Origin of the sequence: Acinetobacter sp. ANC 5600 (assembly GCF_002018395.1) — a bacterium.
Lineage (GTDB): Bacteria > Pseudomonadota > Gammaproteobacteria > Pseudomonadales > Moraxellaceae > Acinetobacter > Acinetobacter amyesii.
In genome coordinates this window covers 1-26,914 of record NZ_MVKW01000001.1, presented here as the reverse complement: position 1 = coordinate 26,914, position 26,914 = coordinate 1, and the positions used below count along the sequence as shown (strand labels likewise).

Below are 26,914 nucleotides of genomic sequence, written 5' to 3'. Positions count from 1 at the left end.
TACTTCGTGACTTATATATTGATATTTAAAATAAAGAGGGAATTTGCGGCATGCAATTTAAACCATTGGCACATACAGGCATATTAGTTCCAGAAATTTGTTTAGGCACCATGACGTTTGGTGAACAAAACACCCAAGCAGAAGCTTTCGAGCAACTGGATTATGCTTTAGAGCGTGGTCTTAACTTTTGGGATACTGCAGAAATGTATCCTGTCCCGCCGAAACCTGAAACCCAAGGTTTGACTGAAACTATTATAGGTAACTGGATTGCAGCTCGCGGTGGCCGCGATAAAATAATCTTAGCTTCAAAAATTGCAGGACCGTCACAAGGCGGTAGTCATATTCGTGACGGGCAAACTAAATTTATTGCTTCGGAAATTGAGTCTGCACTAGATCAATCTCTTCTGCGCTTACAAACAGATTATCTTGACTTATACCAGTTGCATTGGCCGCAACGTCCAACCAACTTTTTCGGTAAATTGGGTTATGGCAATGCCGAAGCAAACAGTACGCAAACTATTACCAATTTAGAAGAAACATTAGTTGCTTTAAGTCATGAGGTGAAAAAAGGTCGAATTCGCTCAATTGGACTATCTAATGAAACGCCATGGGGAACGTTGAAATTCCTACAACTTGCAGAAAAGCATGGTTTAGAAAAAATTGTCAGTGTGCAAAATCCATATAGTTTGTTGAATCGTACTTATGAAATCGGTTTATCTGAAATTGCACATTACGAAGGCGTGGGCTTATTGGCATATTCACCTTTAGCATTTGGTTATCTAACAGGTAAATTCCGTCATGGTGCACGTCCTGCCAATGCTCGAGTGACACTATTTTCACGCTTTAGCCGCTATTCAAATGCGGAGAGTGAATGGGCAACAGAACAATATGCACAATTGGCTGAACAGCATGGTTTAACGTTGACACAGTTAGCACTTGCATTTATTAAGCAGCAATTTTTTGTCACCAGTACAATCATTGGTGCGACAAATCTAGATCAGTTGAAAGAAAATATTGATGCGTTTGATGTGAATCTATCAGAAGACATTTTAAAAGGGATTGAAGATATTCATCGCCAGCAGCCAAATCCTGCGCCTTAAGCTGAACTTTTCAGTGGATTATGTAAAAGCCTGCATGTAAATGTGGGCTTTTTTGACATTTACGTGATTTAAGCTAGCGGAAAATTATTGAATTTTATTGTCAGAAAGTCAGTTGAGTTGACAAGAAAATTGCCTAAAAATACATATGTATTTAAACAACATAATAAAGTACTAAATTCTTCAATAAATGACTTGAAAAGTATTCTATTTATACCAATATTATAATTGAGATTTATCTTTATCTTAAATTTAACTCATTGAAAAATATTTAAAAAATGTATTTGAAATTTTAAATATGACTCCCATATATGCTTCAAGTACAGAATTTGTTGTGAGGAATAACAAGAATGCGATTCGAAAAATTCACAAACCGTTTGCAGCAAGCATTATCCGATGCCCAATCTTTAGCAATGGGGAAAGACCATACAGCCATTGAAGGAATCCATATTCTTTCGACATTGCTTGAAGAGCCGTCGAACCAAAACTTGTTACAACAGGCAGGTGCTAATCTTCCTGAGTTAAAAACCAAGCTTCAGCAAGCCCTACAGGATACTGCCACCATTGCTACGCCTACAGGGGACATCAACCTAAATCCTGAAGCAGTCAAGGCGCTGAATTTAGCCGACAGTTTCGCTCAAAAAGCGGGTGATGAGTTTCTATCTACAGATTGGGTGATTCTTGGCTTAGCTGAAACGGGTAAAACCAAAACCTTATTAAATAGTGTAGGCGTAACGACAGATAAATTACGTAGTGCAATTGAACAAATACGAGGCGGTGAACAAGTCATGAGTAATAACCACGAAGATCAACGTGATTCACTCAACAAATATACCTTAGACCTCAATGCACGTGCATTAGAAGGCAAGTTAGATCCAGTTATTGGTCGTGATGAAGAGATTCGCCGTACCATTCAGGTTTTATCACGTCGTAGTAAAAACAACCCCGTACTGATTGGTGAGCCGGGTGTTGGTAAAACTGCAATCGTTGAGGGCTTAGCACAGCGTATCGTCAATGGCGAAGTTCCTGAAAGTCTGAAAGGTAAACGTGTACTTTCACTCGACCTTGGTTCATTGCTTGCAGGTGCAAAATATCGCGGTGAATTTGAAGAACGTCTTAAAGCAGTTCTAAAAGATTTAGCCAAATATGATGGCGAGATTATTCTTTTCATTGACGAATTACATACGCTTGTTGGCGCAGGTAAAGGCGATGGTGCAATGGATGCTGGTAACATGCTTAAACCTGCATTAGCGCGTGGTGAGCTACGCTGTGTAGGTGCAACCACTTTAGATGAGTACCGCCAATATATCGAGAAAGATGCGGCTCTAGAGCGTCGTTTCCAAAAAGTGATCGTTGATGAACCGAGTGTGGAAGATACCATTGCGATTTTACGTGGTCTAAAAGACAAATATGCAACCCATCATGGTGTGCAAATTTTAGATTCTGCGATTATTGCTGCGGCAAAAATGTCGCATCGTTACATCACAGACCGTCAATTGCCAGACAAAGCCATTGATTTGATTGATGAAGCTGCATCACGTATCAAAATGGAAATTGACTCAAAACCAGAGCCACTTGACCGTTTAGACCGCCGTTTAATTCAGTTAAAAATGCAACTTGAAGCGGTGAAAAAAGATGCGGATTCGGTATCTAAGGCTGAAGTTGAGCACTTAGAGAAACAAATTGCTGAAGTTCAAAAAGAATATAGTGATTTGGAAGAAGTGTGGATTGCAGAAAAACGTCTGGTTGACGGAACGAATCAAGCTCAAATCGAGTTAGATAAAGCACGTACTGCCTTTGAAAAAGCACAACGTGAAGGTGATTTAGCAGAAGCTAGCCGTTTGCAATATGGTGTTATTCCTGAGTTGCAAAAACGCTTGAATGAAGAAGAAGTTGCCGAGGTGAATGAAGAACCGAAACTGATTCGTACCAAAGTCACTGAAAATGAAATCGCTGAAGTGGTAAGTGCGGCTACAGGTATTCCTGTTGCGAAAATGCTACAAGGTGAACGTGAAAAACTCTTACACATGGAGGAGTTCTTACATAATCGTGTAGTTGGTCAAGATGAAGCTGTCGTAGCAGTGTCGAATGCGGTGCGTCGTTCTCGTGCAGGATTATCCGATCCAAACCGCCCAAGTGGTTCATTCTTATTCCTTGGGCCTACAGGTGTAGGTAAAACTGAGTTAACCAAAGCTTTAGGTAATTTCTTATTTGACAGTGATGATGCGATTATTCGTATCGACATGTCAGAGTTTATGGAAAAGCATTCGGTGAGCCGTTTAGTAGGTGCGCCTCCGGGCTATGTGGGTTATGAAGAAGGTGGTGTGTTAACCGAGGCTGTTCGTCGTAAACCTTATAGTGTAGTGTTGTTTGATGAGGTTGAAAAAGCACATCCAGATGTCTTTAACATCTTACTTCAAGTGTTGGATGATGGTCGATTAACAGACTCACAAGGCCGTGTGATTGATTTCAAAAACACCGTGATCGTGATGACCTCGAACTTAGGTTCAACCGATGTTCGTGAATTAGGTGAAAACCCGTCGAAAGACGAAGTTCGCGCTGTGGTTATGGCTGCGGTATCTGAACATTTCCGACCTGAATTTGTGAACCGTATTGATGAGTTGGTGGTTTTCCACTCTTTACAAAAAGCGCAAATTCGTGGCATTGCGGATATTCAGTTGGATCGCTTACGTTCACGTTTGGCTGATAAAGATATGAGTTTGGCGGTTGAAGATAGTGCCTTTGAATTACTTATCGATGCTGGTTTTGACCCTGTGTATGGCGCACGTCCTCTGAAACGTGCTATCCAACAACAAGTTGAAAATACATTGGCACAGAAAATCTTATCAGGTGCTTTCCAACCGGGCGATACGATTGTCGTTCAAGCGGAAGGAGATCACCTAACTTTTGAAAAGTTAAAACTCAACTAAAAAGCACAAATCTGCTACATCCAGTTGTAAAAACAGAAACCCGGTTTAGGCCGGGTTTTTTAATTTTACGCTTGTCGTAATTTTCGTTTAAATACGTAAAGTTCATTGCATTTCATCATTTTCACCCACTAAGATGACGTCCGCACACATCCAACGAGATGACTGTGTTCTGTAAAACAAAAACAATATCGCTCGTTCATTATGAATGAATGGCAACAGGAAATTATGATTATGATGGAATTTAAACTGCTTAGGCAGATCAAAAAAGAACCTTATAGTTTATATAAACGTACAGATGATATCACTGTTCAAGAACTCAAACGCATGTATGGTATTTACCAAAAATATTATGCCAATACCCGTTATGAAATTTTTGAACGCGACTTCTTAGAAAAAACCGGTGTTTTTTTCATTATTGAACCGAAAAATAATCAAATTGTCGGATTCTCGACGGTTATGGAGCGTGACTTTATTGTTGATGGTAAAGCCCGACATGCTTTTTTCAGTGGTGATACCATTATTGAGAAAGAGTATTGGGGGAATCGTGCATTAACCCGAGCAATGTTCCGTTATATTATTAGTTTTAAATTTCGTCATCCAAGAACACCTGTATATTGGATTTTAATCTCGAAAGGCTTTAAAACTTATCTGCTCTTAGCTAATAACTACTACAGCTACTATCCACACTATGGTGAGAAAAATGCTCATCTCAAAGACTTTGTCGAATCGTACTGTAAAGAATATTTCTCAGAATACTATAACCATGAAACAGGTCTGCTGAATTTTGGCGAAGACTACCAGCCACTCAAAGCAGATGTTGCGCCAATCACCCATGAGATGCGCGAAAACAATACCAAGATTGCTTTCTTTGAAGACAAGAACCCAACGTGGGTCGATGGAACTGAACTTCCGTGCATTGGTGAATTGCGTTGGAGCGATTTATACCGTTATGTAAATCGATTCTTAACCAAGACCACCAGTGTGAGTAAACATGACAGTAAGTTACGTTATAAGTCACGTACATTGCATATCGCGACAGGTTCTGACTCGAAGGTGGCCTAATGGGATTGCTTCTCACCACAGCACATCAAGTCTTGAATATTGCCTGCCGTAAAGCATCTCAACGCTATACACAGCAGGCAAATCAGCTGGAAAATGTGCAACGTAAAAAATTAAGCCATTTTTTAAAGCAGCACATTTCGCAAAATCTAAGCTATGAGCAATTTTCTAAAAAATATCCGCTTTCGCGTTATAGCAATTGGAAAAGCCAAATTGAACAATCCAGACAAAGTGGCAAAAATTGTTTGGGGCCTGAAAAAATTGTCCGTTTTCAACCGACCAGTGGGTCGAGTGAAGCAATTAAATTCATTCCCTATACTCAGGCTTTTTTAGATGAATTGGATGAAGCTATTGGGTTATGGCTCACCAATTTATACCGAACTCATCCACAACTTAAAAATTCAACGCATTATTGGTCGGTTTCATGGTTGCCTGAAAGCCAGCGAAAGCTTTTAGAAAATAGTAATTTGAATGATGACAGTGCGCTGCTTAATCTGTCGAAGCGAGTGTTGAGTAAAATTACCCAGTCGGTACCGACTGAAATTGCGATGGCGAATTCAGCCGAAGATGCCATGTTTGCAACCGCGGCGTATCTCGTTGCAGATAAGCATTTAGGCATGATTTCGGTATGGAGTCCTACATTTGCTTTGCAATTGTTGGATATCATTCATGAACATCAAGCTGAAATTGTGCAGGTCTTAAAAACTGGACAATGGCAACGTGAGGGTTTGAGTTTTCTGCAAGTTCCTAAATCTTGTCAACAATGCTATCGCTTACAAGACCTGGATTTGACCCAAGCAACGGCGTGGAAAAAACTGTGGCCTAAACTCAGTCTGGTTTCGAGTTGGGATACTGCGAGCGCAGAGCAGTGGGCAGTACAACTCCAGCAACGAATTGCAGGTGTGGCATTTGAAGGTAAAGGTTTATGGGCAACTGAAGGCGTGGTGACGATTCCATTTGCAAACCGTTTTACCTTAAGTTATCAGTCACATTTTTATGAATTTATTTTGCAAGACAGCCAAAAAGTGGTGCCATCGTGGCAACTGAAAGTAGGTGATATTGTTAGTCCTGTGATCACGACAGGTTCAGGATTAATTCGTTATGTGATTGATGATGAATTAGAAGTCACAGACTTTTATCAGCAAGTGCCATGCTTCAAGTTTTTAGGTCGTAAAATGACGGTTGATTTGGTTGGAGAAAAGCTCGACCACAATGCTGCAGTTAAAGTCCTTGCAGAGTTTAAACAAGCGGATTATTTGCCGATTAGTATCTTGGGTATTGAACAATGTTCGGTTAAAAAACCACACTATATTTTACTCAGTGAAGGTAATGTAGATAAACAACCATCCGCTCAAGCACTAGACCGTTTGCTTAAACATAATTTTCATTATGAATTGGCACGCGATCTAGGGCAGTTGGATGAACCTGAAGTGGTACATGTACAAGATGCTTGGGACTACTACAAAACACTAGCCATGAACAATGGCATGATTGAAGGGAATATTAAGCCTGAACCGCTTAAGAAAATGAAAACAAAAATAATTGAGTATTGAGATGGATATCGATGTGTTAGATGCACCGTTCGATGAAACGGTGCTATATCATTCAAAGAATGAGACTAAGTTTGCGGTTCGAAAGGCGACTGTCGAAGATGATGAGCAACTAATGAAAATTAGTGCTGAGACTGTGCCAAGTAATGGCATTACCTTATCTTATGAACGTCACCCGAGTTATTTGGCTGCTAGCCATGCACAGTATAATCGACCAGATTTAAAAGTGGTTGTCCCTGTGGATGATCCATCTATTGTGATTGCGATGATGAATTTGGGATGGCGTTATTGTTATATCAATGGTCAGCCTGACCTAATCCGTTATGTTGCCGATTTAAGAATGAATCCAGCGTATCGTGGTGCTAAAGTCATGCGCTTATTAATGGACTATGTCCACGATGAAATCCCCCAAGATACGATTTTTGAAAGTGTGGTTTTAAACGCCAATACTGTCGCTGCTAGTATTTTACATCATGAAAGATCAGGTTTTCCGTTGCCATATTTTTATGACGAAATCCGAACCTTTACCGTTTCACAGGCAGTGAAACCAAAAACTTTCAATCAATATCAATTTAAAACGCTGACTGCTGAATGTGTAGATGACGCGAATGATTTCATTTTAAAAATGAAAGACCAATATAATTTTTTACCTAGCTATGATTTTAATGCATTGGTTGATGGTCAAAATCCATTTTGGGCAGGCTTAAATCTGGACGATTTTTATTTGATTTATGATCAGCACAATCAGTTGGTTGGACTCTATGGATTATGGAATCAAAAGAGTTTTAAACAAACCCGCGTAATCGACTATTCGCGTTCATTAAAGTTGATGAAGCCTTTTTATAATGCCTACGCCAGTGTGCGTGGTGCATTATCACTGCCAAAAATTCAGGGAACTTTCGATTATTTAATGCTGCATAGTCCACTATGTCATCCTGAACATCTAGATGTATTTGCAAGTTTAGTTTTTCATGCCAAGCAACAGACCAAGCGACGTGGCAAAGAAACCTATTGCATCACTCTGGCAGAGAAGGACCCACGTATAGGATGGATGAAAAATACCACCTCTCACGTGTTAAAAGCCAAGCACTATTTTCATAGTTTTAAAGGCAATCCATATGCAGCTTTTGATCGTAAACGTATAAGTTATTTTGAAGCTGGGCGCATATAGTTGAAGTGATAGCCATCAAAAAATCAATTAAAACTGCCAAATCAATCATTTAAAATCATTCTAATTGTGTACTTATGTAACTGAGTTCTTCAGTATACTGCGCAAAGAATAATCAGAATGAGAAAGACATGTCAAAATTGATGTGGGGAATTGGCAGTTTCGCGGTGCTTTCAGCAGCTGTGGTAGGAGGAAATTTATATGCAGATAAATCTCTTGCCCAATTTTATACACAGAATAATTGGTCAGCAGCTGTACAAGATGTTGATGTGAAGTACAGCAATTATCAAATGGGCTTGATGGGCGGAACGGTCGATTGGGTATTAACTCTGAAAACAGACCCGTGTAAACCCAAAGAAGTGATCGTATTGAAGGGTACCGATCAGATTCAACGTGGGTTGAAAGGTTATAATATCAACTCGAACTTTAAGATTGTTCAACAACAAAGTACGTCCGAATATGCCAAGCTTTTTGGTACGGACTTAACGGCAAAAACGTTGGTCAATTGGATTGGTCAAAGTAAAACAGATCTACAGATTCCTGCATTTAAAACGACTGCACAAGGTGCAACGGTACAAGCTGATGCCAGCCAATTGCAAATTCGGATTAGTAGTTTACCGGGGCAGGCCACTAAGGTCTCTGAGCTTTCAATCCATTTACCTGTGGTTCGGTTGAGTGAAGGTCCAATGCAAACCATGGTGCAAAATTTTTCGATGAAGACCAATCAAGGTCTAAATCAGAAAAATCTTGAAAATGGCTTTGTTGAAATTCAAGCGGGTTCTATCAAGCGTTTAGATCAAAAGTTGTCAGGCGGCATGCGTGGTATGCAATTGCGTTGGGAGACCGAACTAAATAAACATGATGTGGACTTTGAAGGCTACTTAAAAGCTGATGAGATGGATTTCCCAGGTTCACCGGTCACTAAAGATTTCGCACTGAATTTGGCATTGCATAAAGTTAATCTAGATAAAGTTCGTGCATTTAGTGAACTTTTGCATCAGGTGGAAAATTCATGTGATGCAGTGGGTGAATCAAGTGAAGAAATGATTCAAGCTTTCTTAGCTATCGCAAGCCAAGGTTTTGATTTTGAGTCTAAAGATAACTCGATCAGTATTGGTGGAGGTAAAGCCTCTGCAAATGTCGTGGGGAAAGTCATGCCGGGTCACCATGCCTCAATGGAGTCTTTTATTAAAATGGTGCCGAGCTTACTGGATTTTCAAGCAGACTTAAGTTTTGATAAAAATATGATGACTGCAATCATGAATAACTTTTTGCAATTACAGGGCAAAAGTTTGTCAGGACAGGAAGCTGAAGCCATGTTTGCTGGTTTTGAAACATCAGGGCAAGGCAAGCGCGATGGCAATAACATGGTCATGAGTATGCAATATAAGTTTGGTCAAAAGCTTTTTGGTCAAGCTATACAAAAGAAATAAGCAACCAGCAGTGAGTAGTTAAGTTTAAAAAATATAAAACCGTCATAGATTGGCGGTTTTTATTGTGAGCTACGGAATCATGATTTTCACTTTATCGGAACACAGCGGCCTAGCCATTGTTGAACAGTTGAAAAGTTGCTAGCGTCAATGGGCAACTAGCCAATCAAAACAACAATAGGAAAGACACGATGTCACACGATTATTTTTTTAGACGGAAACTTGTTCATTCATCCATGCCTAAATGTTCTTGGGTAAAACACAGTCTTGTTAGTAGCATTTTTTTAATCGCTGTTCAGTCTATAGCTTTTGCGGGTAATTCAATTTCAGATCAACGTTTGTCGAATGAAACGCAAGGTAAAAAAAAGTTTAGTGAAGAAACCTTAGATATTATTGAGAGTGAGGCAGCTAAACCCAAAGAAGAGCAGCAGAAAAATTCAAATCATAAATCTAATCGTAATAATAAGATCATTCAATAGACGCAGCTTGAAGGCTCAACCATGAGTGATTATTTGCTTCAAAAGAAAAGGGCAGCGGATCAGGTCGGGTTAATACAATCTCCAGAAGTGGCACCGATTAACCGTATTGTGCTGCAAGAGCGCCACGAAAATATTCGAGTAACGTATCCAGATGGCGTTGTGGTTGAAATGAAGCACTGACGTGCTTCATTTCATAGATCAGGACTTTCTAAAGTCAAACCTTAGATTTGTGGATGAGTGATTTTCCATGCACGGTGAATTTTGGTATTACGTTTAAAGTCTAGGCCAATGGTTTCATTGCTGATTTCTTCAACGTCAAACATTGCCATGATCACATCGTCCATCTCAAAACCACGGTAGTTGTTTGAGAAGTAAAGCGTACCGTCAGTGGTTAAACGGTTCATGGCACGTTTAAGCAAAGACATATGGTCGCGTTGGACATCAAACGTACCATAGAACTTTTTAGAGTTTGAGAAGGTTGGTGGGTCAATAAAGATCAGGTCATATTGCTCGTGACCTTCTTTTAACCATTCAAAACAATCGCTAGAGAAGAACTGATGTTGTTCATCTGCATGATCTACAGTCAAACCATTTAGTACAAAGTTCTCTTTAGACCAATTTAGGTAGGTATTTGACAAATCGACACTGGTCGTACTTGCTGCACCGCCAAGCGCTGCATGTAAGCTCGCTGTAGAGGTATAGCTATATAAGTTCAGGAAGTGTTTACCTTTGGCTTCTTTGGCAATCCGTAGACGCATTTGACGATGGTCAAGGAACAAACCTGTATCGAGGTAGTCTGTTAGGTTCACCAAAATCTTAGCTTTGCCTTCTTGAACGATAAAACGTTTAGACGCAGTACTTTGTTTGGTGTACTGATTTTTACCTTCTTGGCGCGCACGTGTTTTAATGAAAATCGCATCACGACCTAAGCCTGTCACTGCACGAATCGCTTGAAGTGCTAAGTTAAAGCGTTTTTTGGCTTTTTCAGGGTCAATTTTTTTCGGTGGTGCATATTCTTGTACGTGTAAACGATCACCATACAAATCTACCGCGACATTAAAGTCAGGCAAATCGGCATCATATAAACGTAGGCAGAAAATATTTTCTTTGACTGCCCATTTTTTAAGATTCTGCATGTTTTTTTGCAGACGGTTAGTAAAGTCTTCTGCACCTTCAATTTTTTCAAATTGTTGCGGTTCCCAATGCTCTAGGAAAGGCTTTTGAACTGCCGCAGGTTTGACTGTACCAAAACGGACGTAAATTGGTAGCTTACCATTCATCAAACGCAAAATTTGTGGATCATTAAAGGCAAGGACATCGGCCTGTTCAACTTGTGCTGCAATAATTGCAGCAGGCTGATTTGGGAAGTTCTTTTGTAATAATGCCGATAGACCTAAATATAGTGCGCGGTTAGAGGCTTTATCACCTAAACGCTCGCCGTATGGAGGATTAGTGACAACAAAGCATTTCTTACCTGTTGCTTGGAAATCTGGCCAGTCTGCAAGTGTACGTTCTTCAATTTTAATTTGATCAAGTACAGATTCGAAACCTGCAGCAATAATATTTTGTTTGGTCGCTTTTACCGCTTCCCAGTCTGCATCAAATGCATAGAATTGTGGGAGAGGGTTTTCAAGTGCAGCTTTATGACGCTCAGCCGCTTCGCCTTTAATTGACATCCAAAGTTCATGGTCATGACCATTCCAACCATTAAAACCAAAACGACGAACAAGGCCTGGCGCGCGGTCAGTCAAAATCATTAATGATTCAATGATAAATGTCCCTGAACCACACATTGGGTCCAAAATAATATCGGGTTGATGCTGTTTAAGTTTTGCTTTCTGTAAGATGGCAGCCGCTAGATTTTCTTTAATCGGCGCATCTGTCATGTAGCGACGGTAGCCGCGTTTATGCAGAGAATCACCTGATAAATCTAAGCAATAAGTATGTTCAGTTTTGCCAGCTAATACATACAACGTAATTTCAGGTTGCTTAATGTCAATGCTTGGACGTTTGCCCACAGCTTCCATAAAGGAATCGACCACACCATCTTTGACACGTAAAGTTGCGAACTGAGAATTGACTTTGATGTCACGTTCAATATGTAAACGAACGGCAAATGTACTTTGTGGTGCAAAAATAAGTGACCAGTCAAAGTTTATTGCACCTTCGTAGAGCTCTTCCGCTACATCACGTGCATCATGCGTGAACTCTAATTCATGTGTATGAATGGGGGTGAGTACACGTGAAGCCAAACGTGACCACATGCAAATACGGTATGCATCTTCAAGTGTGCCTTTGAATACAAGACGACCCGGGAACTGTTCAATATTTTGAACACCTAAACCTTCAATTTCCTCGCGGAGTAAGGTTTCCAGTCCATCTGCACAGGTAACCCAATATGTAGAAAGACGCGGTTTCGAATTCATGTAAATTTCCAAAGGCAAAAAAGCAATCGCATATTTTAACGTATTTTCGTGGATTTGGGCGGACGATATTGCGCTGAAACGGGAGAAATATCGGTAGATTTGAATGACTTTACCAAATTTATTCTGCGTACATTGTGAGAAATATCACTTAATGGTACAAAAATTGCTATAACCCTGATCAAAATTCGATCTTTATAATATTGATATCATTAGGGGTATTTATGACAGGGCTGGCAATCAATAGTCAATCAAACGTATTTTCAATCGCAACCTTAATCTATGCGCGTTTACGTCGTGTGTCAGGTCGGGTTATTGACGCATTATATGTAGTTGAGAATGTCGAATATGCACGCTTTGTTTCTAACTTGGCTTTGGAAACGGCTGATCCTGAATTATCTCGTTTAGTTGCACGTTTATATAGTGAGTTGAATTTGCATGAAGTTGCAGTTACAGCACCAGAAGAACCAATAGTTAGCTCAGTTCAATCTGAAACAGCAGAAATTTTAATGAGCGAACCGACTGCGGAAGATATCTATAAAGCACAGGTTGCACATCGTTATATCGGCGCATTGCGTTAATTCAATCCTGCTGTGAGCAGTAGGCATATATTTCCTGCTGCACACCGCCTGAAGTATCAACCATCTTTCCATGTTTCAAGAGCTGTTGAACTGTGCAGAAGGCGGTTGTTCATAGCTGAACTTTATCTGTTTGAAAGTATTCAATTCAATCAAAAATAAGGACGGATGGAAGTCCTGTTTGAAGGCTTTTTGAAAGGGGAAAGGTGAAGTTTAATTTAAACCGTTTAATTTATCTAATTGAAATGATAGATAGGAATTTGAAAATTCATTTTGAATAACATCATGCGTTTGCATTGAACGTTGAAAACTTCAACTGCCATTTGCCAAGATTCTCTGTATAATGCGTTAACTTAACGATAAGGAATCTCTCATGCACTTGGCGGCATTGCATACACCGAGCCAGATTCAACTCAACCAAGATGGTAACTTAAAACATTTCCTCACCATCGAAGGCCTTTCTAAAGAAACTCTCACAAAAATATTGGACACTGCGCAGTCCTTTTTTAATGACCAAAATCAGCTGATTACCAACAACCTTTTAGAAGGCCGTACGGTAATGAACCTGTTTTTTGAAAACTCAACACGTACCCGTACCACTTTTGAAGCGGCAGCAAAACGTCTGTCTGCAAACGTATTGAACATTGATATTGCACGTTCAAGTACATCAAAAGGCGAGACACTGCGTGATACCTTGTGGAATTTAGAAGCGATGGCGACCGACATTTTTGTGGTTCGTCATTCATCGTCAGGCGCGCCGCACTTTATTGCCAAAGATGTTTGTCCGCATGTGGCAATCATCAATGCAGGCGATGGCCGACATGCACATCCAACCCAAGCCATGTTGGATATGTTGACGATTCGCCGTGAAACCAAAAAGAATTTTGAAGACATTTCCATTGCCATCATTGGCGATATTAAGCATTCGCGTGTTGCCCGTTCAGATGTCGCTGCATTACAAACATTGGGCTGTAAAGATATTCGTGTCATTGCGCCTAATACTTTGCTGCCTTACGGTTTTGATGATTATGGCGAAGGCATTCGTCTGTTCAACAACATGGAAGCCGGCATTCAAGACTGCGACGTGATTATTACTTTACGTATTCAAAATGAACGTATTGATTCTCCTGCGCTGTCATCTCAAGCCGAATTCTACAAAATGTACGGTTTGAATAAAGAGCGCTTGGCTTTGGCAAAACCTGACTGCATCGTGATGCATCCGGGACCGATGAACCGCGGTGTTGAAATTGACTCGAGTATTGCCGATGGTGCTCAGTCGGTGATTTTACATCAGGTGACCAATGGTATTGCGGTACGTATGGCGGTACTGGCTTTGGCAATGCAAGGTCAGTTGCAAGAAAAAGGTTTAATTGAAGCGATTGCGGTTTAAGGGATAGTCATGAGTATTGTTAAAGTTGAAAATGTACGTGTCTTAGATCCAATCAATCAAACTGACAGCGTACAGACAGTTTATATTGAAAATGGCCGATTGGTTGCCGAAAGCAATGCCGCTGAAACCATTGATGGTCAAGGCAAATGGCTGATGCCAAGTATGGTTGACCTTTGCGCGCGTTTACGAGAGCCGGGTCAGCAGCAGCACGGCACTTTAAAGTCAGAAGGTAAGGCTGCGCGTGCGAATGGTATTTTGCATGTGTTTACCCCGCCTGACTCTAAACCGATTGTGCAAGACAATGGTGCATTGATTCATGGCCTGGTGGAAAAAGCCATGCTGGACGGCGGTATTTATCTGCAGGTGATTGGCGCGCAAACTCAAGGCTTGTTAGGCAAGCAGCCTGCGAATATGGCGGGTTTGAAAAAAGGTGGCTGTACTGCGGTATCGAATGCCAATGCGCCATTTATGGACGATGATGTGGTGATTCGTACCTTGGAATATGCTGCGGGTCTCAACATGACCGTTGTATTCTATGCCGAAGAACCGCAGATTGCCAAAGATGGCTGTGTGCATGAAGGCTTTGTCGCATCTCGTCAAGGTTTACCGATGATCCCTGCATTAGCGGAAACCGTAGCCATTGCAAAATATTTACTGATGATTGAAGCCACTAAAGTGCGTGCGCATTTTGGTCTGTTGTCATCAGGCGCATCTGTTGAATTGATTAAACATGCTAAAGCGAAAGGCTTACCGGTGACTTGCGATGTAGCCATGCACCAATTGCATTTAACTGATCAGTTGATCGACGGCTTTAATTCACTTGCGCATGTGCGTCCGCCGCTGCGTTCTGAGCAAGATAGAGACTTGCTCAGACAAGCGGTAAAAGACGGTGTGATTGACGCGATCTGTACGCATCATGAGCCATTAAGCAGCTCTGCGAAAATGGCGCCATTTGCTGAAACACAGCCCGGTTTTACCGCATTTGATACTTATGTGCCTTTTGGTATTCAACTGATTCAAGAAGGCCTATTAAGCCCACTGGAATGGGTTGAAAAAGTCACACTCGCACCTGCTAAAGTAGCCAATATGCAACAACGTTGGGAAGATGAAGCGGGTTGGGTGCTTGTTGATCCTGAACTTGAGTGGACCATCAATAAAGACACGATTGTGTCAAATGGTAAGAACACACCATTAATTCAGCACACCGTTAAAGGTAAAGTGCTTCAAGCTTTTTATGCTGTTTAAGCTAGAGCCCAGCATTAAAATCAGTTGAGTCCTAATATTTTAATCAGACATCAAAAAAGTCAGCTTCGGCTGGCTTTTTTTATGAGGATTGAAATTAATAGATTGAAAATAAAAAAGAAATTAACGCGCTGACAAGTCTGAACAAATTATTACATTTGATCAAAAAATAAACATATAAACTAAAGTACACATGAAAATAATGACAACTGCATGGAGTACAAATATGAATATAGATTTATTAGCGCTGATTAAGCAGCACGTCTCCTCGATTGTGCTGGACGGTGATACACAACACTTAAATGAAAAAAAATCAGCCATTAGCCAGTTTATTCCATTCCTGTTAAATATTTTTCGATCCAAACCTGAATTTATTGATGCCTTTCAAAAACAGTTAAACCCTCGTATTAGTGATATATTTTCAGCAAATCCCACATTAAAAGATCAATTTTTGCAACATCTCGGTGGCGGTACGGCCACAACGTCAGAAATAGAGCAAACCTTAAACCACTCTATAGCTCCAACTTTAGGGGCACTTGAAAATGAAGCGGGTTCATCTGATCCCGTCGCAATCACGCATTTACTTGATAATCATGCAGATAGCATTTTGGCGGCACTACCACAATGGGCAGTGCCTTTACTCGCAGGTTTAGGGGTAAACACTGCAGCTGGCCGTACATTACACCAAGCACCTGTTGTTGAACCAACACCTGTTATCGTTGAAGAAAAACGCTCGAATTGGTTATTGCCAATTATTGCGCTGCTTATATTATTGGGTCTGATCGCATTTTGGTTTAAGTCTTGTACTAATAAAGAAGAACCAACCACCTCTGCAACAACGGTTGCACAGCCTGCTGCATCTCAGCCAGCACATTTGCAATTTAGCACCGGTACAGATGGGCAGTTAACCAACTGTCAAATTCAAACTGGTGATTCAAATTATCTTGAAATTTTGCAGCAACAAGTCAAACAGATCTTTAACTTTAATACGGGTTGTGGTGCTTCATCTGATGCCAGTTACCATACTCAATTTATTGATCAAGATACCATTCCAACGGTTCTGCAAAAACTTAAAGGTGTGCCAAATACCACTTTAACCTGGACAGAAAATCAGTTATCGATTTTGTCGCAAAATCCTGTGGATGCTCAAAGCCTTGCCAATCAAATTAAGCCTTTAGCAAAAAATATGACGGTATTGGTTCAAGAAGGCGTGAGCGAACAAACTGCAGTAGATAACAGTATTACTGATGCACAAAAAGCATTAGCGAGTATTAACCCTGAACAAGTTCGTGCTCTAGATGTTGCGACTGCGCTGAACTTACAAATTATTAATTTTGCGACAGGTTCATCTGATATTCCTGACGTGAATAAATCGATTTTGGATCAGGCGGCAGCGTTAATGCAGCGCGCTACACAGGTACATCTGACTGTACAAGGTCATACCGATGCTGTGGGTAATGCAGAAGCGAATAAAGCTTTATCGCAAGAGCGTGCGCAATCTGTGGTGGATTATTTGGTGTCGAAAGGCGTTGATCCCGCACAGCTTCAAGCGGTGGGCTATGGTCAAGAAAAACCCGTAGCGGATAACAGCACCAAAGAAGGTCAATTCAAAAACCGTCGTATTGAGTTTGAAGTTTTAAATACCGAGAATGGCAAAGTACGAGATGTTACGAATGAAGGCGTCACTGAAAAGGCCAATTAAAACCGTACTAAATGAGATGATATATAAAAAATCCCTGCACATGCGGGGATTTTTTTCGTCAAAGCGCTGTAATTTTGAGTAAAATACGCCCGAAGAATAAAATCATAATGGTACTTATACAATGAAAAAAATAGTCATCACGAGCCTCATGTTGTCTGCGGCATTAATATCCGGCTGTGATAATTTTAAAAATAAAAAAGATACAGAAGCCAAAACGGAAGCGCCTGCTTTGGAAGATTGGAGTTGTACTGCACAAGCCAATATTGACCAATTGCAAGATCATTTAAAAAAAGAATATCTCAAAGAATTAAACAAAGAAATACGTCAGTCAGATTATGAAGCCGATCAGCAACTCATGGATCTGATTGTAAAAAATCTAAAATTTAACATTCAAAATGTCACGACTTTAACTGAAGATCCTAATAAAGCCAAAACATTGGAATGTAGCAGTCAATTGTTGGTGGTTTTCCCGAAAGGATTACAAAAGCGTGCTGAAAACGCCTTTGCTGAACGACCATGTGATGAAGGCTGTGAAGAACGTGGTCATTATACTTTGAATGATTCACTCGAAGATGGTGAGTCAGGCTTAAGCATGGACAATGATCAGCTTAAAGGGAACTTTAGCTATAGCATCACTAAAACGGACAAAGATGGTTTAAGTTTAAGTGTCCCAAGTCAAAATGACGTAATTGATAGCGTTGTAACAGTGACACGTCATGCGGTGCTATATGCGGCATATAGTGCTCAAAATAAGCGAGACGAAGAATCCTATCAGCAAGGGATGGAGAGTCAATCTCAACAAATGAGCCTTGCACAAAAGGCAATGGATATTCGAAAAAAAGAGCTAGATCAGGATAATGCCAAAGTGGTGGATCGTCTCAATCAGACTTGGGATCGTTTTAGTGATGAACAAAAGGCGCAGTTACAGCAAGATCAAGCAGACTGGTTTGAAAAGCGTGATATCGACTGTAAAGTGCTTGCACAAAAAAGTGTTTATTCATTAAATGAAAGTGAAAAAGAGACTTATCAAAAGCATTCGCAATACTGGGATGATGCGATGAATACGCAAAATCAAGAGTTGCAATATACCAAATGTTTTAATCAGAAAACTACAGAACGAATTGTGTATTTAAATAACGTGTTTAATTGATCTAAAAGAAGAAAAGCCCTCAATGAAGGGCTTTTTTTGAATATTAGTTTATTGCTTGATGATCAAAACAGGAATTGGGCACTGCGTTAAAATATTTTGTGCCACGCTGCCTAGCATGGCTTTTTTCAAACCTGTGCGTCCATGTGAACCCATGATGATTAAATCTGCAGAGATTTCATCAGCCACTTGTAAAATCCCTTCAGTTGGCGATACACCATGAATCAAACGAGTTTTAACTTCGATACCATCACGTACAAAGGTTTGTTTGATATCTTCTAAACGCAGCTGAGCACTTTTTTCAGCCTGCATAAAATATTCAGTGATTGCAGGTGCAACAGCATAGAAATCGACACCAACGAATGGATCAACAGCAACAACACTAACAATGGTCACTTGTGCATTTTGACTTTTAGCCAAGCTGAGCGCATGTTCAACAGCAGAATATGAAACTGGAGATTCATCCACAGGGACTAAAATTTGTTGATATTGACTCATATCTGCTTCCTTAATATTTTAAATGTTATCAATCTAATCTTGCTCTATTCACGAAATTGTATGAATTAGACAAAAGGGTAAGCCTATGGGTGAAGGGTGTGCTGAATACAAAAAAGCCCACATGATGTGGGCTTGGTCATCTTAAGCTTTTACAACCAACACAGGTAATTCAGTATTACTGAGTACATCTTGTGCGAAGCTGCCGAGTAGCATTTTCTTAAAGCCTTTACGACCATGTGAACCCATCACAATCAAATCGGCTTTGACTTCATTGGCTGCTTCTACCACACCTTCAGCAGAAACTTGGCCTTTAATGATTTTACTTTGTGCTTCTACACCCACTTCAGTTGTAATTTGCACAGCTTCTTTCAAAGCAGATTCAGCATTTGCATAAGCTTGTACGAAATATTCTTTCATGATTGATGAAGAATAATAGAAGTCTGCATCGGTAAATGGGTCTTCAGCAACAAGGCTGATTAAAGTGAGTTGGCTGTTAAACGCCTTGGCAATAATTGCAGCTTTTTTAACTGCAGAAAACGAGATTTCTGAACCATCGACAGGTACTAAAATGTTTTGATATGACATGGAACAATCTCCTGTAATTTTGCTTTTAAACCCTATAGATTATTGATAACACATTGTCGTGCATGGTTCAATTTATTAATCTAAAAAATATTGTAAATTCATAAAATTACATAAATTAATGTCGATAAGTCGTCAAATAAATCTGAGCGGAAAACTCGGACTTTGCTCAAAAAATATTAAAATAAAATCGACTAATTTTCTCGGATTTTGAGCCTAAATGATCAATTTGAACTTTATAAAAATAAGCCTAAACTATATACAGTTTTAAATCTAAGATTTATAACAAAATTGATGCGATTGGATAGTTTGATATGTCATATAAAGTAGGGTTGGTTGTACTCAGCATGTGTTCAGTGTTGCATTTGTCTGGTTGTCAAAACACGCAAAGCAGTACCAAAGTGATTGCAGGCGCATTTAACTTATCGACACAAGTTCAAAAGACCTTCATCAACCTACATGCACCTGACAATGTTATTGTGCAGTCAAATATTCAATATCTACAAAATCCAAATTTAAACTTGGATATCTATCAACCTGAAACAAGTATGGCGATTGCACCAAGACCAACGATTGTTTGGATCCACGGGGGCGGTTGGGTCTCTGGCTCAAAAGAACATGCAGGTGGATATTTTAAACGACTCGCAGCCCAAGGCTATAATGTAGTTTCTGTTCAATATCAGTTTGCACCTGAAGCCATTTATCCTGCACAGCTCAACCAAATTGACGCTGCATTGATGTTTTTAAATCTACATGCAGCACAATATGGCATTGATTCGCAAAATATGTATTTGGCAGGGGATTCTGCAGGTGCAAATATGGCCAGTCATTATGCCGCCTTGGTTACGAATCCAGATTTTGCGAAAGCGTCAAAGATTCAACCTGTATTAAAGCCTTCACAGCTTAAAGGGCTGATTTTACATTGTGGTATTTATGATTTAAACAGCTTTGTAAATACTGCACCCGCAGAGATTGGACTGATCGAGTGGGGCGTCTATAACTTAGTTCAGGCGTATACCGGAGACAAAAAAGATGATGCCGAGTTTTTAACGCGTATTTCAACGGCCTCAAATATTAATTCAAAATATCCGCCTGTATTTATCAGCGGTGGCAATAAAGATTTTTTAACCAAAACGCAATCTGAGCCTTTTGTAGAAAAATTGCTGGCAAATAATGTATCTGTGACAGCGGTTTTTTATCCAGATTCGAAAGAATTTTTGGTACATGAATATCAATTTATGATGAGTAAAAAGGCCAGTCAGCAGACCTTTGATCGCACTTTAGAATTTTTGCAACAACACACACAGACCGTCAAAAATTAAAAACAGACTTAAAAGGCTTGCAGAATAATCTCTAACTAAATAACATACCTACCAGTTGGTATGTTTATTTTGGAATGATTAATGAATTCGGTCACTTTAGCTTATGGCTTACTGTCATTGGCGATTATCTCAGAAGTAATTGGTTCGACATTTTTGGTGAAGTCAGAAGGGTTTACCAAACTTGCGCCTTCATTGGCTGTCGCAGTTTTATTCTGTTTGGCATTTTATTTATTGTCTCAGGTGATTAAAGTCATACCACTTGGTATTGCTTATGCCATTTGGGCGGGTGTTGGTATTGTTTTAACTGCACTAATTGGCTACTTTATCTTTCGTCAAAGTTTAGACCTCCCAGCCATGTTAGGGATAGGCCTGATTGTTTCAGGTGTGGTCGTGATCAACCTGTTTTCAACTTCAGCTGGACATTAATATGGATAATCCGCATCAGCGCAAGAAAGAGCCTCAACTGATACGCCAAAGTATTTTGCAGCACGCAATCCTTCTTGCTGCTGATAAAGGTGTCAACGGGGTGTCGATTCAAGCCGTTGCGGATTTAGTTGGGGTTACAAAAGGTGGTGTATTTCATCATTTTTCAAATAAGCAAAAGCTCTTAGAGTCCATGATTGTGATGCTTTTGGCTCAATTAGACGAGATCGTTGACCGATTAATTGACGAAGACCCTGAGCCATACGGTCGTTTTACCCGAGCCTATATTGAAATTACTTTAGAAAAACAAATCATGGGTTTGCAACAGTCTTGGTCCGCGATTTCGATGACCATGCTGACAGATAAAACTTTTAATGAATATTGGATCGAATGGATGAACTCACGTTTAGAGCGTCATCATCAGACAGATTCGGATATAGAGCTGAAAATTGTTCGTTATGCAGCCGATGGTATTTGGCTCACCGCTTTTACAGAAGTGGAAGATGAAAGTGAAACCCAATTATTAAAACAAGAACTGATCGCCCGAACGTATCGAGCGAAATAGATTAAATAACTGATTTTACATACGTAAAAGTAATTACGCATTTTTAAAATGATTTTTAAGTCTATTCGACAGAGTCTTACATCTAGGGATTGAATAAAGGGATTAGTCTTCGGCTGGAGGTACTCTTGAAAACGTTGTTTCTCATTCGGCAAAATGAGAAGCGTGCTTCGTAAGGAAACCATCTTGCGGAGCATTGCTCCTCACCGCAAAACTTGTTCACTAGTGTCTAATTATTCAAAGTACCGCAAAAACATTTTTGATTAGAAATAGTCCTATCTCAAACACATGCGGATGACGTTACCGCGTATCATTCTTTATTTGAAGCAAATTATTTAACTGAGGGCTTAATTTCTTTTATATTTGAAAATAGCATGCACGACTAAACCAAAGACCAAACCCCAAAATGCAGAGCCAATACCAAAAAACTGTACGCCCGATGCACTAAACAAGAAGGTGAGTAGAGCGGCGTCACGTTCACTCGCTTCTTGGAAAGCAATGACGATGTTGTGTCCAATGGTGCCTAGTAGGGCAATGCCTGCTAAAGCGGTAATAAACACCAATGGGAAAGCGGTTAAGAAACTCACCAAAGTGGCTGCAAACAGGCCCATCAAAATATAAAAGAAGCCACAGGTCATACCTGCGATATAGCGCTTTTTCTCATCGGGGTGGGCTTGGTCATCTAGACTGATGGCAGCACTAATCGCAGCAATATTGACACTAAAACATCCAAATGGCGCGAGTAGCGTTTGGGCTGTACCAGTCCAACCAATCAGTTGATTGACGTGGGGTTGATAACCATAACTTTTAATCATGGCTAAACCTGGTAAATACTGAGAGGCCATATTGATTACAAAGAGTGGTAGCGCTAAACCCAGTATTGCTGAGATCGAAAATTCAGGTGTAACCCAAACAGGCTGTGCGAGTTCTAAATTAAGCGCCGGTAATTGAAAGCCAAGTAATAATGGGCAAAGCATGATGCCAATGATCACCGTAATGACAATGCTATAACGTGGTAACAGTCGTTTACTGAGGACATAAACCGCGAGTAAACCAAGAACGAATGCCCATTCATTTTGTAAACTGACAAATAGCTCAATACCAAATTTTAGAAGTACGCCCGCCAACATTGCACTGGTTAGACTTTGCGGTATATAGCGCAGTATTTTTTCAAAAATGCCTAAAAATCCGAGTACTGCTGTCAATAGGCCACAGACCAAGAAAGCACCTAGGGCGGCATTCATGCTGTAACCATTTGCGGTCGCTAAAATCAGTGCCAGTCCTGCAGTGGACCATGAAGTCGCAACGGGATATTTAAATTTCCAAGACATAATCAGCCCGCTTAAGCCGATACCCAAACCTAGAGCCCAAAACCAAGAGGTGATTTCTGCAGTGTTGGCACCGAGCAGTTGTGCAGATTGGATCACCAAAACAGCCGAGACACTGATCCCGACTAAGAACGTAATAAAACCTGCAAAAGCAGCTGGAATGGAAAAGTCTTGGAGTAGTTTTTGCATAATGATCGAGCTATGACTATTGTTGGCGCAGATTTAAGATGACATTTTTCAGGATGATACACTCAAGTCCTGTACAGTAAAAGTGCTTAACAAGATGTTAGGGAAATACTTTATTTATTCACAAATGACACTTTAATCAAAGGCACTTTAATAGTACGAACCGAAAACATAGATTGTGGATGTTTCATCCATTCAAAAGTTTAAAGGCATATAGATTTTTAAGTAAAAAAACAGAAATACTTTGCCCATGTCGGTTACATGGTAGATGTCGCAAGCTTTAGACCAAATCCACAAAATAGAAGACCAACTGCTGCGACAGAGCATGCCGTAAATTTATAGCGATGGCTAAAATAGGTAGCCAGTTTTGCACCCGAAAAGATCAAAATCGTTAAATAGCTCATACTGATAATTTGCAGCACGATCGCGAGTGCGGTGAATGTTATCGCTGGATATGGATATGCAGGATCAACGAATTGCACAAAGAACGATAAGTAAAAAAGAATGGCTTTAGGGTTTAAAATACTGATGGTTAATGCAGTCTTAAACGGTTTCAATTCATTCAAACTCAGTTGTTTGGTGTCGAGTTGTTCTGGTGTTTGAACGGCATTCCATGTTTGGTAGGCAGCTTTGAAAAGTTTGATACCTAAATAACTTAAATACAGCGCACCCACAATTTTTAATAATAAAAATAACCAAGGGAAGGCATGAAGTAAGGATGCAGCCCCCAGAGCGGTGAGTAAGATTAAGATCAAATCGCCAGTATAGACACCAAAAGCGCCTAAATAGCCGACCTTAATGCCATAGCGAGAAGCAACAGACATGACATAAAGTGAATTTGGCCCGGGTAAAATCACAATTAATATCGTACCAATAATAAAGGTCGTTAAGTCTGTGATTCCAAACACTGAAGACACTCAAATAAAAAACCGAAGCTGTAGTATACAACTTCGGTTCTAGATGAAACTGAAAATTTCTAATTTATGCTTTTATTTCAGCATCTAAGCCAAAAGTTTGACGCAGTAAGCTACTCAGCTGCTCACGGGCTTTAATAAAACCATCAATACCGCCTTGTAATAGTTGGAAAGACATTAAGTCTTTTTCAACTTCAGCTTTGAAAGTTTGCTTGTCGAGCACTTGTACATCGTGTTGACAGTGTGCATGCGCATGATGATTAGACAATTGCACTTCCACGGTACGCTGATCTTTTTCCAGTTCTGCCAATAAATTCGGTGAAACCGTCAATAAATCACAACCTGCTAAACCAAGCACTTGATCAATACTACGGAAGCTAGCACCCATAATTTCAGTTTTGATGTCATGTTGTTTGTAGTAGTGGTAAATCTGCTTCACTGATAACACGCCCGGATCTTTCTCAATCGGGTAGCTATCCACATTTTCAGCTTTTTTGTACCAATCTAAAATACGACCAACAAATGGCGAAATCAGCGTGACTTGAGCATCTGCACAGGCTTGAGCTTGATGCAAACCAAACAACAGAGTCAGATTACAGTGAATGCCTTCAGCTTCAAGGGCTTTAGCGGCTTGAATGCCTTCCCACGTTGAGGCAATTTTAATTAAGATACGGTTTTGATCGATACCATACTGTGCATATAAAGCCAATAACTCTTTAGCTTTTGCAATGGTGGCATCAGTATCATAGGACAAGGCTGCATCGACTTCTGTAGAGACTCGTCCTTCGATCAATTTTAAAATTTCTACACCAAATTTGACCGTAAGAATATCGATGGTGCGCTCAACCAGCTCATCATTTTGATAACCTTCTTTACGCGCTTGTTCAAAAGCACTTTCAATCAGTTCTTTATTTTCAGGTTGATTTGCCGCTGCTGTAATTAAAGATGGATTTGTGGTCGCATCCAATGGACGGAATGTATTAATCGCAGCTAAATCACTGCTGTCAGCAACAATCGTTGTTAGGCTTTTTAATTGGTTTAACGCATTTTGAGTCATTTGAAATCTAGTTCTTAATGTTCTTGGTGTACATACTTTTATAACACAATCTGTTTAGAACCCAACCAAAAAACGCCTAATTAGGCAGTCTAAATCGTAGTTTTTCGTGAATTTCGGATGTGATTAATCAAAAAATGAGCAGCCGAGCCGAGAGGTTTTTCACGGTTCCAGACCAAGTCGACGAAATATTCAAATTTGGGTGTGAAATCTTGAAAGCTTAAGATTTTGAGTTGATCTTTGAGCGTCGGATTTTCATTAAACATCTCGAGGGGAAGCACACCCCAGCCCAAACCTTGAATAATCATCGAACAAGCAGAGTGGTGGTTATCTGTACGCCAATTGTGTTTGGAAAATAACAACTCTGGTTTGATGCTTTTATCACGACTTGCAACCACGATTTGCCGACTTTGCAAAATTTGCTCAAAACTGACTTGCTTAAATTTCGACAGGGCATGTTTTGTCGCAGCAACAGGAACCAATGCTTCACGCTTCAATTCGACAAATTGTTCATAACTCTCAAGCTGTTCACGTTCAAACATTAGAGCAAGCTGCGCTTGACCCTGTAATAACATCTTTTGGGCATCTTCTTGAGGCGCAGAAAAAATATTGATTTGCAAAGATGGAAAATGAGTTTCTAGCAAAGAGATATAGTTGGTCCACTGCGTATGTAGTAGCTCTGATACCACCACGATATTCAGTGAAGACTCTAAACCATGACTCAGCGCAATTGCATGCTGTTTCCACTGATTAATTTCTATCAATAATTGTTCAGTTTTTTCATACAGGTTTAGCGCTTGAGCGGTGGGCACAGGTTCACGACCAACGCGCTCAAACAGTTTAAGGTTGAGATCAATTTCGAAATTTGCAATGGACATACTGACCGCCGAAGGTACTTTGCCGAGTTGTCTGGCAGCTGCGGAAAATGATCCTGTTTCCATGACTGTTTTAAAAATCATCAGTTGTTCTTGATTAATATTCATGTGCATACAGAAAAAAAGGAATACAACCTTTCAATAATATTGAAAGAACCTAACTCGATTAATCAATAATATAAAAATAAAATAAGTTTTTTACAAATAATAGAGTGTTTCAAAATGACGATTTCCAAGAGAAGGATTATTCATGCGCTAAGCTATGAGATCATCCTATTGGTGATCATTGCTATTGCTTTAAGTTTTATTTTTAAAGTTCCGATGGAGGTGACAGGTACGCTCGGTATTGCAATGGCGGTCACTTCTGTGATTTGGAACATGATTTTTAATCATTATTTTGAAAAATTTGAAGCAAAAAGAAAGTTAAAAAGAACCTTTGGTGTACGTGTTTTACATGCAATTGGATTTGAGGGCGGTTTAATGCTTGCAACCATCCCAATGGTGGCTTATGCCATGCATATGACCTTATGGCAGGCGATTTTGCTCGATTTTAGTATGACCATGTGTATTTTAGTCTACACATTTATTTTCCAATGGTGCTATGACCAGATCGAAGCGTACCTAGGTTACCAACCACAATATCGTTAAATTTCAATAAGAAAATCACATTGGCCTGTATTGATAAGTACAGGCCTTTTTTGCATTAAAATAGTGCAAAAGTTTACAAATAACAATATATAGGCTTTGTTGCACAAACCTATCTGTAAAGGCTTTTTCAGCGATATAATTTTCAAATGAAGAAGCCTACACACAAAATCTATCGCACAACCAATTGGCCCGCATATAACCGAGCACTCATGAGTCGCGGAAATATTGCCATTTGGTTTGATCCTGCTACGCAATGGTATGCTCCATCAAAAGGCAAACAAGGGCGAAATCAAACCTACTCCGACGCAGCTATCCAATGCTGCTTAA

25 protein-coding genes are annotated in these 26,914 nt (G+C 39.9%); 18 read left to right on the top strand and 7 right to left on the bottom strand.

From position 1 onward, the window contains the following. Nucleotides 1-50 precede the first annotated feature (50 nt). The 8 genes from B1201_RS00120 (at nt 51) to B1201_RS16875 (ending at nt 9,893) form a co-directional block, all read left to right on the top strand. The gene (locus B1201_RS00120) at nt 51-1,100 is read left to right on the top strand and encodes an NADP(H)-dependent aldo-keto reductase (RefSeq protein WP_078191818.1); all 1,050 of its coding nucleotides are present in this window, start codon (nt 51-53) and stop codon (nt 1,098-1,100) included. Nucleotides 1,101-1,447: 347 nt separating this feature from the next. After that, entirely contained in the window at nt 1,448-4,027 is a 2,580-nt protein-coding gene (gene clpB / locus B1201_RS00115) for an ATP-dependent chaperone ClpB (protein ID WP_078191817.1), read from the top strand. A 225-nt stretch (nt 4,028-4,252) separates the two neighbouring features. Continuing rightward, complete coding sequence (locus B1201_RS00110; RefSeq protein ID WP_306441826.1) at nt 4,253-5,089, top strand: hypothetical protein; 837 nt, start codon at nt 4,253-4,255, stop codon at nt 5,087-5,089. Further along, a complete protein-coding gene (locus tag B1201_RS00105; protein WP_078191816.1) occupies nt 5,089-6,639 on the top strand; it encodes a GH3 family domain-containing protein in 1,551 nt (516 codons plus the stop codon). Before B1201_RS00110 ends, B1201_RS00105 begins: the two co-directional genes overlap by 1 nt. A 1-nt stretch (nt 6,640) precedes the next feature. Then, nucleotides 6,641-7,807, top strand: a complete 1,167-nt coding sequence (locus B1201_RS00100) for a GNAT family N-acetyltransferase (RefSeq protein ID WP_078191815.1) — start codon at nt 6,641-6,643, stop codon at nt 7,805-7,807. 128 nt (nt 7,808-7,935) lie between these two features. Next, nucleotides 7,936-9,237 carry a DUF945 family protein gene (locus B1201_RS00095; RefSeq protein ID WP_078191814.1) on the top strand — a complete coding sequence of 434 codons (1,302 nt, stop codon included), beginning with the start codon at nt 7,936-7,938 and terminating at the stop codon, nt 9,235-9,237. 188 nt (nt 9,238-9,425) lie between these two features. Then, nucleotides 9,426-9,713, top strand: a complete 288-nt coding sequence (locus B1201_RS00090; protein WP_143221639.1) for a hypothetical protein — start codon at nt 9,426-9,428, stop codon at nt 9,711-9,713. A gap of 21 nt (nt 9,714-9,734) precedes the next feature. Next, complete coding sequence (locus B1201_RS16875) at nt 9,735-9,893, top strand: hypothetical protein (RefSeq protein ID WP_162689727.1); 159 nt, start codon at nt 9,735-9,737, stop codon at nt 9,891-9,893. A 41-nt stretch (nt 9,894-9,934) separates the two neighbouring features. On the opposite strand, the gene rlmKL is transcribed toward B1201_RS16875, so the two are convergent. Then, nucleotides 9,935-12,139: a bifunctional 23S rRNA (guanine(2069)-N(7))-methyltransferase RlmK/23S rRNA (guanine(2445)-N(2))-methyltransferase RlmL gene (rlmKL, locus tag B1201_RS00085; protein ID WP_078191812.1), complete on the bottom strand. Its 2,205-nt coding sequence runs from the start codon at nt 12,137-12,139 to the stop codon at nt 9,935-9,937. A 221-nt stretch (nt 12,140-12,360) separates the two neighbouring features. Between rlmKL and B1201_RS00080 the strand changes: the two genes are divergently transcribed. The 5 genes from B1201_RS00080 to B1201_RS00060 all read left to right on the top strand — a co-directional run bounded on the left by B1201_RS00080 (nt 12,361) and on the right by B1201_RS00060 (nt 18,198). Further along, nucleotides 12,361-12,717, top strand: a complete 357-nt coding sequence (locus B1201_RS00080; RefSeq protein WP_078191811.1) for a hypothetical protein — start codon at nt 12,361-12,363, stop codon at nt 12,715-12,717. A gap of 370 nt (nt 12,718-13,087) precedes the next feature. Continuing rightward, nucleotides 13,088-14,104, top strand: coding sequence for an aspartate carbamoyltransferase catalytic subunit (locus tag B1201_RS00075; protein WP_078188620.1), 1,017 nt, complete (start codon nt 13,088-13,090; stop codon nt 14,102-14,104). Between the two features lie 9 nt (nt 14,105-14,113). Then, the gene (locus B1201_RS00070) at nt 14,114-15,349 is read left to right on the top strand and encodes a dihydroorotase (RefSeq protein ID WP_078191810.1); all 1,236 of its coding nucleotides are present in this window, start codon (nt 14,114-14,116) and stop codon (nt 15,347-15,349) included. Between the two features lie 223 nt (nt 15,350-15,572). Next, nucleotides 15,573-17,048 carry an OmpA family protein gene (locus tag B1201_RS00065; protein ID WP_078191809.1) on the top strand — a complete coding sequence of 492 codons (1,476 nt, stop codon included), beginning with the start codon at nt 15,573-15,575 and terminating at the stop codon, nt 17,046-17,048. 121 nt (nt 17,049-17,169) lie between these two features. Beyond that, entirely contained in the window at nt 17,170-18,198 is a 1,029-nt protein-coding gene (locus tag B1201_RS00060; RefSeq protein ID WP_078191808.1) for a hypothetical protein, read from the top strand. Nucleotides 18,199-18,246: 48 nt separating this feature from the next. Here the strand turns inward: B1201_RS00060 and B1201_RS00055 are convergent, their stop codons facing one another. Next, on the bottom strand, nt 18,247-18,693 hold the full coding sequence (locus tag B1201_RS00055) for a universal stress protein (protein ID WP_078191807.1): 447 nt from the start codon (nt 18,691-18,693) through the stop codon (nt 18,247-18,249). Nucleotides 18,694-18,834: 141 nt separating this feature from the next. Beyond that, nucleotides 18,835-19,278, bottom strand: coding sequence for a universal stress protein (locus B1201_RS00050; protein WP_078191806.1), 444 nt, complete (start codon nt 19,276-19,278; stop codon nt 18,835-18,837). Between the two features lie 311 nt (nt 19,279-19,589). Between B1201_RS00050 and B1201_RS00045 the strand changes: the two genes are divergently transcribed. From B1201_RS00045 to B1201_RS00035, 3 genes are all read left to right on the top strand, one after another. Continuing rightward, a complete protein-coding gene (locus tag B1201_RS00045) occupies nt 19,590-20,597 on the top strand; it encodes an alpha/beta hydrolase (protein ID WP_078191805.1) in 1,008 nt (335 codons plus the stop codon). Between the two features lie 81 nt (nt 20,598-20,678). After that, nucleotides 20,679-21,023: an SMR family transporter gene (locus tag B1201_RS00040; protein ID WP_078188613.1), complete on the top strand. Its 345-nt coding sequence runs from the start codon at nt 20,679-20,681 to the stop codon at nt 21,021-21,023. A 1-nt stretch (nt 21,024) separates the two neighbouring features. Beyond that, entirely contained in the window at nt 21,025-21,585 is a 561-nt protein-coding gene (locus B1201_RS00035) for a TetR/AcrR family transcriptional regulator (RefSeq protein WP_078191804.1), read from the top strand. A gap of 344 nt (nt 21,586-21,929) precedes the next feature. Here B1201_RS00035 and B1201_RS00030 read toward each other — a convergent pair whose 3' ends face one another. The 4 genes from B1201_RS00030 to B1201_RS00015 form a co-directional block, all read right to left on the bottom strand. After that, complete coding sequence (locus tag B1201_RS00030) at nt 21,930-23,099, bottom strand: benzoate/H(+) symporter BenE family transporter (protein ID WP_078191803.1); 1,170 nt, start codon at nt 23,097-23,099, stop codon at nt 21,930-21,932. A 254-nt stretch (nt 23,100-23,353) separates the two neighbouring features. After that, nucleotides 23,354-24,004 (bottom strand): leucine efflux protein LeuE, encoded by a 651-nt coding sequence (gene leuE / locus B1201_RS00025; RefSeq protein WP_078191802.1) that lies wholly within the window; start codon nt 24,002-24,004, stop codon nt 23,354-23,356. 73 nt (nt 24,005-24,077) lie between these two features. Then, nucleotides 24,078-25,067: a transaldolase gene (gene tal / locus B1201_RS00020; protein WP_078191801.1), complete on the bottom strand. Its 990-nt coding sequence runs from the start codon at nt 25,065-25,067 to the stop codon at nt 24,078-24,080. Nucleotides 25,068-25,156: 89 nt separating this feature from the next. Beyond that, nucleotides 25,157-26,047, bottom strand: coding sequence for a LysR family transcriptional regulator (locus tag B1201_RS00015; protein WP_078191800.1), 891 nt, complete (start codon nt 26,045-26,047; stop codon nt 25,157-25,159). A 114-nt stretch (nt 26,048-26,161) separates the two neighbouring features. On the opposite strand from B1201_RS00015, the gene aceI reads away from it, so the two are divergent. Then, nucleotides 26,162-26,587, top strand: a complete 426-nt coding sequence (gene aceI, locus B1201_RS00010; RefSeq protein WP_078191799.1) for a chlorhexidine efflux PACE transporter AceI — start codon at nt 26,162-26,164, stop codon at nt 26,585-26,587. Between the two features lie 146 nt (nt 26,588-26,733). Continuing rightward, the coding region (locus tag B1201_RS00005; protein ID WP_031978843.1) for a transposase at nt 26,734-26,914 on the top strand (181 nt) is incomplete at its 3' end.

Bases quoted from the DNA above. Each gene is read 5' to 3' on its own strand.
- B1201_RS00055 (WP_078191807.1), bottom strand. From the start codon at position 18,693: ATGAGTCAATATCAACAAATTTTAGTCCCTGTGGATGAATCTCCAGTT.
- B1201_RS00040 (WP_078188613.1), top strand. From the start codon at position 20,679: ATGAATTCGGTCACTTTAGCTTATGGCTTACTGTCATTGGCGATTATC.
- B1201_RS16875 (WP_162689727.1), top strand. From the start codon at position 9,735: ATGAGTGATTATTTGCTTCAAAAGAAAAGGGCAGCGGATCAGGTCGGG.
- B1201_RS00060 (WP_078191808.1), top strand. From the start codon at position 17,170: ATGAAAAAAATAGTCATCACGAGCCTCATGTTGTCTGCGGCATTAATA.
- B1201_RS00095 (WP_078191814.1), top strand. From the start codon at position 7,936: ATGTCAAAATTGATGTGGGGAATTGGCAGTTTCGCGGTGCTTTCAGCA.
- clpB (WP_078191817.1), top strand. From the start codon at position 1,448: ATGCGATTCGAAAAATTCACAAACCGTTTGCAGCAAGCATTATCCGAT.
- B1201_RS00100 (WP_078191815.1), top strand. From the start codon at position 6,641: ATGGATATCGATGTGTTAGATGCACCGTTCGATGAAACGGTGCTATAT.
- B1201_RS00035 (WP_078191804.1), top strand. From the start codon at position 21,025: ATGGATAATCCGCATCAGCGCAAGAAAGAGCCTCAACTGATACGCCAA.
- B1201_RS00045 (WP_078191805.1), top strand. From the start codon at position 19,590: ATGTCATATAAAGTAGGGTTGGTTGTACTCAGCATGTGTTCAGTGTTG.
- B1201_RS00015 (WP_078191800.1), bottom strand. From the start codon at position 26,047: ATGAATATTAATCAAGAACAACTGATGATTTTTAAAACAGTCATGGAA.
- B1201_RS00050 (WP_078191806.1), bottom strand. From the start codon at position 19,278: ATGTCATATCAAAACATTTTAGTACCTGTCGATGGTTCAGAAATCTCG.
- B1201_RS00070 (WP_078191810.1), top strand. From the start codon at position 14,114: ATGAGTATTGTTAAAGTTGAAAATGTACGTGTCTTAGATCCAATCAAT.
- B1201_RS00030 (WP_078191803.1), bottom strand. From the start codon at position 23,099: ATGCAAAAACTACTCCAAGACTTTTCCATTCCAGCTGCTTTTGCAGGT.
- B1201_RS00080 (WP_078191811.1), top strand. From the start codon at position 12,361: ATGACAGGGCTGGCAATCAATAGTCAATCAAACGTATTTTCAATCGCA.
- B1201_RS00110 (WP_306441826.1), top strand. From the start codon at position 4,253: ATGATTATGATGGAATTTAAACTGCTTAGGCAGATCAAAAAAGAACCT.
- rlmKL (WP_078191812.1), bottom strand. From the start codon at position 12,139: ATGAATTCGAAACCGCGTCTTTCTACATATTGGGTTACCTGTGCAGAT.
- B1201_RS00090 (WP_143221639.1), top strand. From the start codon at position 9,426: ATGTCACACGATTATTTTTTTAGACGGAAACTTGTTCATTCATCCATG.
- aceI (WP_078191799.1), top strand. From the start codon at position 26,162: ATGACGATTTCCAAGAGAAGGATTATTCATGCGCTAAGCTATGAGATC.
- B1201_RS00065 (WP_078191809.1), top strand. From the start codon at position 15,573: ATGAATATAGATTTATTAGCGCTGATTAAGCAGCACGTCTCCTCGATT.
- B1201_RS00075 (WP_078188620.1), top strand. From the start codon at position 13,088: ATGCACTTGGCGGCATTGCATACACCGAGCCAGATTCAACTCAACCAA.
- B1201_RS00120 (WP_078191818.1), top strand. From the start codon at position 51: ATGCAATTTAAACCATTGGCACATACAGGCATATTAGTTCCAGAAATT.
- tal (WP_078191801.1), bottom strand. From the start codon at position 25,067: ATGACTCAAAATGCGTTAAACCAATTAAAAAGCCTAACAACGATTGTT.
- B1201_RS00105 (WP_078191816.1), top strand. From the start codon at position 5,089: ATGGGATTGCTTCTCACCACAGCACATCAAGTCTTGAATATTGCCTGC.